Source organism: Pseudoalteromonas sp. 19-MNA-CIBAN-0066 (genome assembly GCF_040308705.1).
Lineage (GTDB): Bacteria > Pseudomonadota > Gammaproteobacteria > Enterobacterales > Alteromonadaceae > Pseudoalteromonas > Pseudoalteromonas nigrifaciens.
In genome coordinates, this window is the sequence record NZ_JBEONZ010000014.1 from 75,137 (window position 1) to 88,708 (window position 13,572).

A 13,572-nucleotide genomic window follows, 5' to 3' on the forward strand; every position below is an offset into this window, starting at 1 on the left:
TTAACAAACTTGGCTGATTTTATTCTGAATATTACCTAAATAAGTCAATAGCTTTTGTTATGTACTGTGGAGAAACTTAATCTAAATCAATAAATGATTTTGCTAACTTCAAACATTTCTGAAACCTTGATCTAAAACAAGTTATTGTTTGTGTTAATGAATAATAATAGCGGCAATCACAAAGTAGTTCTTGGAGAACAACATGAAAACTAAATTAAGCATTGCATTACTCACCTCTTTATTAGCACTCTCTCCTGCTGCACACGCTAACTTTAGCGTAAACGTGGGTGCTATAAACGTAAACCCTGATAGTACTAGCTCACCAATTAACGAAGATTCTGCCCGAGGACTTAATCCGGGTTCAGATACTCAGTTAGGTATTACTGTTGATTATGCTTTTAATGAGCAATGGGTGTTAGAGTTAATTGCAGCTACACCGTTTTCACATGATATAAATGGCGCGGGTGGTTTAGCGGGCAATAAAATAGCTAATATTAAGCATTTACCTCCTTCGTTAGTAGCGCAATATCACTTTTTAGATTCAAGCTACGCGTTTCGCCCTTTTGTTGGTGTAGGTGTTAACTATACAACTTTCTTTGATGAGCAACCTTCTCAAGCACTAAAAACAGTACTTGGAACAGATGATGTAGAAGTTAAACTTGATGATTCGTTTGGCTTTGTAGCGCAAGTGGGTGCTAACTATAAAATAGATGAAAAATGGGGCCTACACGCTATGGTTTCAATTATGGATATTGAAACTGATGCAACTGTCTATGCCGATGGCGCTCAAGCATTAACGTCAACCGTTAAAATTGACCCAATTGTGGCGATGTTTGGGGTTAAATACAGCTTTTAATAGTAATAAGCATGTGTGTTAAAAAGGCCGTAAGGCCTTTTTTTTTCAACTATTGATTATTACTCATAACTAACCAGAGCTCAGGTTAACTATTATTATCGTGGTAAATTAGTTACTTTTTTCTGCTCTAACATTTCTTTCCAGTGCATTACTTCACTTGGTAAAATAGGGGCTACACCTTTAAAGTCAGCTACTTCCAGCATTTCTTCAATGCTAATTATGCCCTTTTTACTTTTAAATACGCCGCGCACATAAGCAATTGCGTGTAAGCCACGCTGAGAGTGAAATTTTTGCTCTATATAAAAGTACTTATGATCCCAGCCCACTAAACGGGTGCTAATTGTATAACGCTGCATAGGTTTTATATCGCGAATATAAGTAATAGCAGTCGCGTTTACAATTGGAAACCAACGACGTTTTAATATGTGCTTTAATAAACCCACCCGCTCTGTCATCCAAGTGCGCGATAAATCCATCATAGCCAAGTAACGTGAATTAGTTAAATGTAAGTTTATATCGCAATCTGTAGGTAGGGCTTTGTAATCAATATTTACCGTATCAAGTAAGTGTTGATAGTCATGGTTACGTTTAATTTTAAAAAACAATAAAATAAGTCGAATGTATAAGTTCACGGCAGAGGTCTTACCAGTTAAAATTAAATTAAGTGTATCACACGCGTTTAGCCAAAGTTTACTTTATTAAAGTAAATAACTATAAGCTACCCGCGCACGTTTAAGCTTATAGTTATTACTTTGCGTTACTAAACTTTTACTGTTTTACGATTAATACCATAATCACGTAACTTGTTTGCCACCGCGGTGTGGCTTAAACCAAGGCGCTTTGCTAGTTGGCGTGAGCTAGGATAAGCAGGATATAGCTTACGTAATAACGTAGCTTCAAAGCGTTTAACTGCTTGATCAAGTGAGCCTTCAAAATCTGATTCTAAATACCCTAAATCATGGGTAAATGTAGGGAGCTGTAAATGCTCAACGCGTAATTCACTGTCATCTAACAAAGACACAGCACGGTAAATTGCGTTTTCTAATTGGCGCACATTACCCGGCCACGGATAATCTTGTAAAAAGCTTAAACACTCTTGTGATAACAACGGCACGTCATGACCATTTTGCTGTGCGTACTTTTGAATAAAGTGCTCAGCAAGCGGCCCCACATCGGCTTTGCGATCTCTCAGTGGTGCTATTTCTAGCGTTAAAACGTTAATACGGTAATATAAGTCTTCCCTAAAAACCCCCTCTTGTACCATAGCAGGTAAGTCTTTTTGAGTGGCAGCAACAATACGTACATTAACTTTTACTTCGTTTTCATCGCCTACTTTTCTAAATGTGCCATCTTGTAAAAAGCGCAGTAACTTGGTTTGTAATTGAGTAGACATTTCGCCCACTTCATCCAAAAATACAGTACCGCCATCGGCTTGTTCAAGTACGCCACGTTTTGGCGCGGCGTTTTCTTCGTAACCGGCATAACCAAATAATTCAGATTCGGCCACATCATCGGGTAACGAAGCACACGACAAAGCAATAAAAGGCTTAACAGAGCGATTAGAAGCGTAATGACATGCACGTGCGAGCAACTCTTTACCAGTACCGGTTTCGCCAGTAATTAAAATAGGCGCTTCTAACTGCGCCATTTTACGTGCTTCACGCACTACTCGGCGCATTGCAGTGCTAAAGTTATGAATAGTAGCAAAGCTCTCTTGTCCATAGCGTCTAAAAGCACTTACTTGTTGGCCTAAGCGACTTTGCGATTTAATATTTATTACCGCCCCGGCTAACACATCGCCTTCGTTACTTTGCGGAACAGCAATGGGTAAAATATCCGCAATAAAATCTTCACCTGCCACTTCTACGCGCGTAGTTTGGCCAAGTACTTCTTTACCCTCAAGCCAGCGAGTAAAATTAAAACCTTTAAGTAAGTTATTAATATTGGCACCAATAACTTCTTTTTCTGTTAGTTGTAAATCTTTGCACGCTGCGTCATTACATAAACGCACCCAACCTTTGGCATCTATTGAAATAACGCCATCGGGTAGTGCTCTTAGTAGTGTATTTAATTCGTTATGTTCACGCTCTGAGGGTAAAAATGCCGTGGTGCGTACATCATGCACACCATCAATTAAGCGAATTGATGGCATGATTTTTTGAAACTGCTCAAATTCTATTTCAGGAAAGCTAACATACATACGACAATTAACTGAGTCGACTTCAATCCCTTTTAAATCAACATTATAGTTAACTAAAATATTAAGGATTTCTTGAGCAATACCAACTCGATCCGCACAATGAATATCTAAACGCATACAGCCTCAAATAAGGGGAAACTATTTGCGCTGAATAATACGCTAACTCTGATCAGCTGGATAGTTTAATGTAAACAAATTTGGACATATATGCATTTTTTTTGCTTGAGCTAAATATAAAAAAATAACTCACCCTCGGGGATATAAAGTCCACTCACCGCCATCTAATTGAATATATGGACGTTTATTAACATACATCATTATTGTTCCGGCGTTTTCTGCTACTTTTTGCGAAGTGGGTAACTGGCTCACTAATTCTGCCATATTATTACTTTTCCCTGCAAAGTAATTACTCTTCATCACCTTAGTTATCAGCTCAGATAGAGCAAAGTAGCTGCTTGTATTTGCCACTGTTATTTGCGACATACGAGGCAAGTCAGGACCTATAAACTTAATTGCCGCTGGCACTGTTACTATTGAAGGGCTTGGTATTTCGCGCAGCCCTGCAAATTGTACTTTGTCGCCTTGCAGTGCAGCGCCATGCTCTGGCACTAACATTAGCATCACGTTGCGGCCGCGTTTTTCTAAGTTTTTAATAAACTGATTAATATCTGAAAATAAATTTTGTTGTCTAACAGGATAACTTTCATCACTATTCATGCGCCTGCTATTAGCCAGTTGATTGCCATCGTGCAAGCTAATCGTATTGTAATACATAGCGCATGGTGCGCAGCTATCGCCTTGCTCTTCAAGCCAACTATTTAGCACCGCCTCGTCTGAATAAATAGGTTTACTGTCAAAGCTATACTGCGCAACAGGTAATGATGTGGTGTCAAATAGTGGGCTATTTAGCTTACCTTGTTTTTTCACTAAATCTTTAAAACCGTCAAAATGGCCATCATGATTCATAACTAAATGACTGTCGTATCCTAGCTTTTCTAGGTTATTAAATAAGTGACATTGCTCTGGCGCATCATTAAACAGTGCTGGTTGGCTTGTTTGCCCACAACTTGCTCGCAGTAACCTAATAGCGGCAGGACCACTGTAGGATGTAGCTGAATTAAAATCAGAAAACACAATGTCAAAATCACTATAAACATCATCTAAACTAACGCCTATAGCGTTTAAGTCTGCAATAGCTAGGGAGCATATATTTAAAACAACAACGTCAAATTGCGTGCCGTTATACTCATCTGGAAAGTAGCTAACTAATTGGCTCTGCTGCTTATAAAAATCATTTAATTGCTGATCTGCTGAATCTAGCTTTTGGGTAACTACAGCAGTATTACTAAACTCTTGCTCTTGATTAGGCGCATTTTGCACCGACACTGCCATATCATTTGGCTTTAACGCCCCCTGGTAACCTATAAAAATTAATCCAGCTATTGTTACTGTAGTAAAGCGGATCCACTGCGAGGTATACCAAAAACAAATAACAATAATAAATAAGCCCAACAGCATATCGTAATTAACTATGCGGCCAAACAACTCAACAAAATAACCTAAACTAAAATCTTGAATATTTCCCGCTTGTTTGGTTAATCTATCAATTGGAGGTAACCATGAATCTTTATAAAGCAATACAATCGCAAACACCGCGCCAATAAAGTGCTTTAGCTTATCTACTTGTGAATTACTAAAGGTAAGTGCAAATAAGGCAGCTAAAGCAGCATTACTTAAAAAATCAAATTTTATGGCACCATAATAAAAAAGTACAAACTTTACTAAAAAATAGAGATTCCAAATACCTAAACCCGATAACTTCACGGTTTGTCCTTTTCATTTTTTTTAAACATGTACGGCTCTAAAACTTGGTGTTTAAAAGTGAGCTTAGTGAAGCGCTACATAAATTACCTCGATTGCTTTTACCAAATAATACCCAAGTCTTGGCCTGATTTGGCGTCGGTCGTTTTATCCACTTCATCATTAATGACTTAACGGAGCAACGATATTTCCGCGCTAGCCATTTTGCTAATTTCCAGAAAACTATACGATCAATTTTACTGTAAACTTTAGCGGTATAATCAGTATGACGATAAAATTGCGCCCAGCCTTTAAGCTTGCGGCTGAGTTGTTCAACTTTGTCTATCTTGCTACAACTGTGATCACTGGATAAAGCTTGGCTCAAGGAATGAGAAAATGCTTTAGCCTTACCATGTGGAATACCAGACACCACACGCATATTCCCTTTAGGACCACGTTTCCTTATGATCCTATGACCAAGGAAGATAAATCCATCATTCACATGCGTAATATGGGTTTTCTCCATGTTAAGTGTGAGTTTAAGTTTACCTTCAAGAAAATTTCGACACTGATCACGAATGGCTTCTGCTTGTTGTTTGTTACCTTTGACAATCACAAGAAAGTCATCGGCATAACGACAATAAGCAACCCCAGGTTTCCATTGTCTATTTTCCTCTAGTGCAATGGTACGCTTATCTTGGATTGTACGATTCCAGTACCAGCGATCTTTACGTGCTTTCTTGCTCAAGTAGCATTTATCCAAATACTGATCAAATTCGTTGAGCATGATATTTGACAATAATGGAGAAATGACACCACCTTGTGGTACGCCTTCGCTTGTTGCACAGAATAGATTACGTTCAATATGTCCTGCTTTGATGAACCGCCAGAGCAATTCATTAAATCGTCGACAATTGATACGCTTACGCACACATGTCATCAGTAATTGATGGTGGACTGTATCAAAATAACTTGATAAATCCCCTTCAATTACCCAGCGCCCACGTGGTTCACTTGAGCCTGTCATTTGTAACTTAACAGTTCTAATGGCGTGATGGACACTGCGTTCAGGTCTAAAACCATAGGATAGTGAATGAAAATCATTTTCCCATATCGGCTCCATTGCCATGAGCATGGCACGTTGCACTATTCTGTCTCTTAAGGTGGGTATGCCTAAAGGGCGTTGCTTTCCATTCGCTTTAGGAATATAAATTCGTCTGGCAGGCATTGGTTGATAATTACCCGAGAGTAAATCATTTCTGATCCCATCTAAGTAATCAGTCAGCTTATCCTGTAAGTGAATTTTAGTTATTCCATCAACGCCAGGTGTTTTGGCACCTTTTGAAGAAAGCGTTACTTCAGCCGCTTGGCAAAGCCATTGTGGGTGACTGATAAGGCGCAGTAATCGATTAACGCGACGCGCTTTATCGGTTGCTGTCCATGTTGCTAATTTACGTTGCAGTTCGCTGATTATCAAAGGTCTTCACCTCATTAAGGTCAGGTAATTTGCTTGCGCAAATCAATTAAACTGCGCCCCTTCGCCATGTAATGGGCTTTCCCCATCTCAGACTACTACGAACGCTCCGCCAGCTTGTTTGTCATCGGGGTCGTGCTCCCTTAGCATTCAAACAAACCTTCCCCGGTTTACCTATCTGAACTCGAACATATTGGGGTGGATGCCGATCGCAGTCTTTAACCTTATCGTGCTGTAAGGTGATAATACTTAAACGCTGAATTGTGATTTAGCGTTTATCCATTGATAAATACCTACGTGTGATTTATCAAGTCGGCAATAATACTCATACATTTAGTATTATTGCCTGTTAATTCGTGTAGGCAATGGCGACGTTTCAGCCCATAGATGCGGGTTAATCGGTTCATGTACTTCATCCGTCCAATACTTAGTCTAGAAGAGCATCTTGGCGTAACGAATTCGCCTCACTCCCCGTTGTCAGCGAGTTCCATCACCTTATCAGCATACGATAAGTCACTGCCGCTCAGACTCAACTATCTGCACAACCAGATAGTGCCATAAACAATTTGGCTCCTACCGTATTGCTCATGTATTTCAGATAGACTCGTGGTTCATTAAAGCATTCCTTGCTAGTGCTGAACTCCGGGCACACTGTAAGTAATATCACCTACCCAATGCGTGTTATGTGTCTTCGGGTTGAATTGTCGTTTTAAAAGGTTTTGTGCATAGTGATGCTCATCACCTGAGTTTGGGTAATAATGTTTTTTCTTTGGCACAATGGCGTGTATATTCAATTTGTTCATCAATGACGCCGTTTTATATACTCCTATTGTGTGATCAAGTGCATTCAGTTCAGCGTGTATTCTACGCCTGCCATACGTATTACCCGAGTCCTCAGCTATCGATTCAATTAAATCCAAAAGCACCTGCTCTTGTTCATCGGGTTTGGCAGGTTCATAGTAATAGCTACTCATACTAACCTCTAAAACACGACACAATTCAGTGATAGTGTAATCTGCGTTTGCTTTCTTCAATTCTTTCATTACTTTAAATTTTAATTGTCGCGAATGAAGAAAGCGGTGGCTTTTTTTAATATGTCATTATCCTTTAAAGCACGCTTCAGCTGCTTCTCTAGTAATTGAATACGCTGCTGTTCAGGTGTAAGTGCTTGTACATTTTCAGGGCTCTTACCATCTAGTTCAGATAAATATTGTTGCTTCCAACGTGATACTGCTGACTTTCCAGCGCCAGACATTTCTTCAATTTGTTTATTAGTATAGCCTTCTTCTACCATTAATTTGGCATATTCGAGTTTCTGCTGTGCACTGAGTATTACTTTTGATTTTCTGGTCATATTGATACCTTTTCGGTTTAGCTCATTTTACGCTATAAACCTCTCCAGTTTCATTAGACCATTACACTGGGAGCTGGCTTAATGCCTATGGAAGCTTATTTTCCGCTTTGGCAAGGCCAAGGGTTTATTAAAGTCGACCCTACAACTATAAGCGCACAAACAACACGATTTGATGAGCAATTTGCAGGTAGTCGCTATGGACAAGGTGCATTGTGTATTTTTACCTGTGCATTAGATGAAGTAAGCCCTGAGGAAAGTGGCGTTGATATTGGTATAGGTTGGCAAAATGAAAACTGGCGTGTTGATATTGGCACTACCCCACTTGGTTTTTTAATTGAAGACATTGTGTGGGGCATAAACTACGCAGACGATTTTGGCGACTTTGGATACAGCCTAGAACTTGAAAAACGTCCTGTTACCAGCTCGGTACTCTCCTATGCTGGTTTAACCGATATAAACTCAGGTAAAGTTTGGGGTGGCGTGCGCTCAACTGGCCTAACCGCCAATTTATCGCACGACTTGGGTGGTAATTGGGGGTTTTGGTCAAGTGCCGACTTTCAATTATATAAAGGTCAAAACGTAAAAGACAATCAACGTTATCGGCTAATGGGTGGCAGTTACTATCGCGTTATTAGTAACCAAGAGCGTGAATTTACCGCAGGTGTCAGTTTATTGCATTGGTCTTATAAGTTTAATTTAAGCGAAGAAACCTATGGTCATGGCGGATATTACAGCCCGCAAAACTATATAGGTATTTCATTACCATTAAGTTATGACGCACGTTGGGGAGATGATTTTGTTTATCGAATTAAAACCGGTATTTCTTACTCACAAACTAAATCGAACGCGATTGACTTTTACCCAAACGATCTCAACTTACAAGCCCAAGCATTCGCAAGCCAGCTTGAAACAGGCGTCGTTCCTGCTTTTAACGGTGATACTAGCGCCGGTGTTTCGTATAACTTAGAAGGCAGTTTTGAGCACCGAGTAACCCCGCATTGGTTTTTTGGAGGCTACTTAGCAATTGACCGCTCTGACTTTTATGAGCCTAACTTTGGACAACTTTATGTACGTTACTATTTCAATCCTGTTTACGGCACATTAGCATTCCCAGGTAAACCTATAATACCTTATGCTGACTTTTAACAAGGTTTATTGTGTTTAAACCATAAAGCTTAACACTTCCCCTCGCACTAAGGTCTATGTATACTAATGCGCAATTGTAGCTAGGATAAGGGTGTGACTCTTACCTACAGCTTTACTACCTTAACGGCAAACCATTACCTTAGCTGCATTAAACAATACTGATGGTCGAGCATTTAGCGTGTAATACATGGCGCTAAATAGCTAAAGCAAAAATATATAAGGCCATTACAACAATACTTAAAGTTAGGAAGTAAATATGAGTTCAGCTCCAGATAGTGGTTGGTTTGGCCACCCTAAAGGACTTTCAACCTTGTTTTTCACCGAAATGTGGGAACGAATGAGTTATTACGGTATGCGAGCTATGCTCGTATTATTCATGACAGCAAGCTTACAACAAGAAGGCCTTGCTTTTACTGTTGCTTCAGCTGCTGCTATTTACGGTTTGTACACAGGCGCAGTATACTTTTTAGGCTTACCTGGTGGTTGGCTAGCTGATAGATTATTCGGCGGTCAAAAAGCTGTTTGGTATGGCGGTATTATTATTATGTGTGGCCACATTATTTTGGCTATTCCACATGATTACTCATTTTTTATTGGTTTAATTTTTGTAGCAACGGGTACCGGCTTACTAAAACCAAATATCAGCGCCATGGTTGGACAACTATACAGTGATGCTGATGAACGTCGTGATGGCGGGTATGCTATTTACTACATGGGTATTAACTTAGGTTCATTAATTGGTTATTACGTTTGTGGTTACTTTATGGAAAATTTAGGTTGGCACTGGGCGTTTGGTGCTGCAGCTGTTGGTATGGCTATTGGTTTAGTGCAATACAAGCGCTCACTTAAAAACTTACCTGAGCATAGTGCTCTACCAGCTAATCCATTAGGTCCTAAAGGTACTGCTCGCGCATGGGGCAGTATTGCTATATTTATCATTATAGCGGCTGCAATCACTCTAGCCGCGATGACTGGCGCTATTATTATTAATCCAACGGTAGTTGCAGGTTATACTGCGATTGCATTCACTATTATTTTCTTTGTTTATTTTGGTCTTATCTACTTTAAAGGTAAGTTAACCGATGCTGAAAAACAAAGAATGTGGGCACTGTTTTTAGTATGTATAGCTTCAGCCTGTTTTTGGTCTGGCTTTGAGCAAGCAGGTTCATCATTAAACTTATTTGCACGTGATTATACTGACCGTCTTATTGGTACTTTTGAAATCCCTACAACTTGGTTTCAGTCATTAAACTCGCTGTTTATTATTGCGCTATCACCATTTTTTGCAGCGCTTTGGATCAATATGTCAAAGCGTCTTGTTTCACCATCTTATAGTGCAAAATGTGCTGTTGGTTTAATTATAATGGCAACAGGTTTCTTAGTTATGTTTATGGCAGCGCATTATGCGGCTGAAGGGCTAAAAGTAGCACCTTACTGGCTTGTTACTACCTACTTTTTACACACTGTGGGTGAGCTTTGTTTGAGCCCTGTGGCATTAAGTGCTGTAAGTAAGTTATCGCCTCGTCGCTACACAGGCCAAATGATGGGCGTATTTGTATTAACTTATTCTATCGGTAATATCATTGCAGGATTACTTGCTGGTAACTTCGATCCAAATAATGTTGATGAAATACCTAACTTATACCTACAAATAGCATTATTTAGTATTGGTGTTGGTGTTATTTTAGTACTAATGACCTTTAAATCTAAAGTGTGGGAAAGACAGGGACTAAGTGAGGAAGCCTAGTAGTTAAAGTATTTAATTAAAATATTTGTTAATTAAATATCTATTACCCAACTTTTAATTACTTCCCCATAGCAGTATGGGGAAGTTTCCTCTTGATAATCTTTTATTGCTTAGTTGTTAACTGGTATTATTTAGCCAATTGATTACTGATTAGATTTTTAGGGATAGCGGGTAGATGCAATTGTTCACTTTGTATAAAGTAATTTTAGTTGTTTTTTTCATTGGTTTTTTATCTGCTTGTGGTGGCGCTGGCGATCAAGTCACTCCTAATCCTAATAACCCTTCCACTCCCCAAGCTAACGTATTACTTATTACTGGTGCAGGCTTATCTGCCACTATTAACGATAACTTTAAAATTGAAATTCCTGCCAATAGTGTTAACTCTGATACTGAGCTTACTTATATTAGTATTGAGCAAGACGAAACGCCACAAACGCAAAATATTATTTCTAATCTACATAGCTTAACTCCCGCAGGGCTTTCACTAAGTAATCCTTTTACAATTTCCTTAAAAATCTCTGACGATTACGCATTAGGCGGCCAACTTTATATTGCCCGTTTAAACGCTACAACTTGGGAAACTATAGAGAACTCTCGTGTTTTAAATGGTTTTGTTACAGCTCAAGTTAATCAGTTAGGCACATATGCCATAAAAATGCAGCGTAAAGAACGCACTGCCAGTATAGGCCCTACCTGTGATGTAAACAGCACTGAGCAATCTATTCGCTTTGTACATATTGCCGACTTACATGCTCGATTTGGTTATCAAGAGCAATTTTTTAGCCGAATTAAGGCATATCATAAAAAGGCTTTAAGCGAATCACCTCATACTTTATTTACCGATGGTGGAGATGATTACGAAAAAGGCACTGTAGCTGAGCAAATATCACAAGGTTTAGCGACCGATGAAGCCGTAAAAGCAATGAAGTTCGATCTTCGTGTAATAGGTAACCATGACTATGCTTGGGGGCCTGAAAAATTATTAGGCTTCTCAAAGGATGATAATGCCATTGTACTTGCCAGTAATACACGCTACGAAGGCGAACAAACACAAGATTTTGCAGCAGTAGGTTTTGCTAAAGTACAAGTAGGCTGCATTACACTCGGCGTATTTGGTATGACATCGGTCCCGTGGAACGAGCTAGATAGACCACTACAAGATGACCCTATTCCTGATTTTATCAAACAATTTAAAATGAGCTGGCAATGGCAACAAATAGCACAAAATATTGTTAGTCAGTACAGTGATGAAGTAGATTATATGCTGATGTTAAGTCATTTAGGTGAAGGCCTTGATACTAAAATCGCACAAAGTGTGAGTGGTATTGATTTGGTTTTAGGCGGTCATACCCATGGCGGTGAGAGCTTTAATACCCTTGATAATGGCGCTATTGTTATTCAGCCTAACTTTTACGCTAAGGGCATAACCGACTTAAACTTAACGTTCGACACTAGTAATAAAACGCTCAAAAATGTTGACTACAAAACAGTAAAAACCGACACCATTACTGAGCGAGACACAACCACACAACAAGCCATCGACACAATTATGGGCCGTTATGCTCCCGATGCACAAACTGAAATTGCAATATCAGAAAACTACTTAAATGCAATGCAATTAGCAGCAGTCACCGCTGCAGCCGCTCAGCATTCAAGCAGCACTATTTCAGCAGCTTTACTCAACCCTGAGTTAGTGCAAAAACGTTGGACCCCTGGCGCCCTAACACAAGAGGACTTTCATAAAGCTTACTACGTAGAAAGGCAGCCATCTAACACCCCAGGCTTTAACTCTTTATATAAAGTCACGGTTAGCGGCAATGATTTAAATGCTATGTTAGCCAATCAACCTGATTGGTTTTTATTAGCGCCTGAAAATATTCAAGCATCAAATAACTACAGTGTCGCACTTTTTAAAGGGGCAGCTCTTAATCCTGATTTATTTTTTAATGGGGTTACTTTTAATGATGTAGCACCGATAGCCGAAGCTTGGTGGCTTCTGGATCAATACGCACGTCATAGAACCACTCAATGCTTGCATATTGATACAAATACGCCACTCAATGCCTGCCAAGACATTGCTAATATCACTATTTGGAACTTTGATGATGTTAGCGATCCGCTTAAAGCCGACTTAGGCCCATCAATTCTTAGTTACTTCGATCCTGACAATAAAGGCTGGGGTCCTAAAAAGACCACTTTTGCTAGTACTAGCGCATTTAATATTAGTGATTTAGCTGATGGCGCATCAACTGTAATGGCATTTACCGATCACTCTCCTAACGAAGGGCTAAAGATTGAGTTAAATACCGCGCCAAATGGGGATTTTGCAAACCAAGGAATGGTGTCTGACTACACTTTAGTGATGGACATTTATTGGCCTTTTGCAGCAAAAGAAATATACAGAGCACTAGTTCAAACCGATGCAACAAATGATTTGAATAACGACGCCGACATATTTATTAATCCTATTGGTGGGTTAGGTGCATCAACCAGCGATAGTGGTTATTTTGGCACATCTGAGCCTGATACCTGGCACCGTATAGCTTTTGTATTTTATACCGCACCAAGCAATGGCGTATTTGAAGTGTATATTGATGGTGAATTTGCGGGTGTTAAAAGAGACGGTGAAATAGGTAAACGCTGGGCACTCGATCAAGCCGTATTATTATTAACCGATAATAACTACGAAACCGAACCAGGTTATTTAAACGCACTGCTTTATGCTGGTCGCGCAATGACTCGCAGTGAAATAAAAAGTATGGGTAACGCGCAACAAAAGCTGACTTTTAAGCAAACAACCCGAGAGCTCAATCAAAGTGTTGAACGCCATTACCAACTTGCACCCGCAATAAAACCTAATTTATGGTTAGAGCAACGTAGCAAGTTCTTTAACAATAGCAAACCGTAAACAATTAAATACATCGAGTAGGGTGAGGCTTATGCCTCATCCCTCTCACAGAACCGTACGTACGGACCTCGTATACGGCTCCTGTAC

The 13,572-nt window shown here is 39.6% G+C and carries 7 protein-coding genes and 2 pseudogenes; 4 read left to right on the forward strand and 5 right to left on the reverse strand.

Features of this window, described 5'->3' with window-relative positions:
- Positions 1-202: 202 nt before the first annotated feature.
- The gene (locus AAEZ18_RS10185) at positions 203-856 is read left to right on the forward strand and encodes an OmpW/AlkL family protein (protein ID WP_179807455.1); all 654 of its coding nucleotides are present in this window, start codon (positions 203-205) and stop codon (positions 854-856) included.
- A gap of 95 nt (positions 857-951) precedes the next feature.
- Here the strand turns inward: AAEZ18_RS10185 and AAEZ18_RS10190 are convergent, their stop codons facing one another.
- The 5 genes and pseudogenes from AAEZ18_RS10190 to AAEZ18_RS10210 all read right to left on the reverse strand — a co-directional run.
- Positions 952-1,488 carry a thioesterase family protein gene (locus AAEZ18_RS10190; protein WP_179807456.1) on the reverse strand — a complete coding sequence of 179 codons (537 nt, stop codon included), beginning with the start codon at positions 1,486-1,488 and terminating at the stop codon, positions 952-954.
- A gap of 128 nt (positions 1,489-1,616) precedes the next feature.
- Positions 1,617-3,173 (reverse strand): transcriptional regulator TyrR, encoded by a 1,557-nt coding sequence (gene tyrR, locus AAEZ18_RS10195; RefSeq protein WP_011328814.1) that lies wholly within the window; start codon positions 3,171-3,173, stop codon positions 1,617-1,619.
- Positions 3,174-3,302: 129 nt separating this feature from the next.
- Positions 3,303-4,880 (reverse strand): cellulose biosynthesis protein BcsG, encoded by a 1,578-nt coding sequence (bcsG, locus tag AAEZ18_RS10200; RefSeq protein ID WP_350549649.1) that lies wholly within the window; start codon positions 4,878-4,880, stop codon positions 3,303-3,305.
- Positions 4,881-4,917: 37 nt separating this feature from the next.
- Positions 4,918-6,333: a group II intron reverse transcriptase/maturase gene (gene ltrA, locus AAEZ18_RS10205; RefSeq protein ID WP_502935379.1), complete on the reverse strand. Its 1,416-nt coding sequence runs from the start codon at positions 6,331-6,333 to the stop codon at positions 4,918-4,920.
- A 650-nt stretch (positions 6,334-6,983) separates the two neighbouring features.
- A pseudogene (locus AAEZ18_RS10210) lies at positions 6,984-7,684 on the reverse strand (IS3 family transposase); the annotation flags it as partial.
- Between the two features lie 63 nt (positions 7,685-7,747).
- On the opposite strand from AAEZ18_RS10210, the pseudogene AAEZ18_RS10215 reads away from it, so the two are divergent.
- The 3 genes and pseudogenes from AAEZ18_RS10215 to AAEZ18_RS10225 all read left to right on the forward strand — a co-directional run.
- Positions 7,748-8,830 (forward strand): annotated as a pseudogene (locus AAEZ18_RS10215) (cellulose synthase subunit BcsC-related outer membrane protein); the annotation flags it as partial.
- Between the two features lie 256 nt (positions 8,831-9,086).
- Entirely contained in the window at positions 9,087-10,577 is a 1,491-nt protein-coding gene (locus AAEZ18_RS10220) for a peptide MFS transporter (RefSeq protein ID WP_182678376.1), read from the forward strand.
- A gap of 175 nt (positions 10,578-10,752) precedes the next feature.
- Positions 10,753-13,485, forward strand: a complete 2,733-nt coding sequence (locus AAEZ18_RS10225) for a metallophosphoesterase (RefSeq protein WP_350594122.1) — start codon at positions 10,753-10,755, stop codon at positions 13,483-13,485.
- Positions 13,486-13,572: the final 87 nt, after the last annotated feature.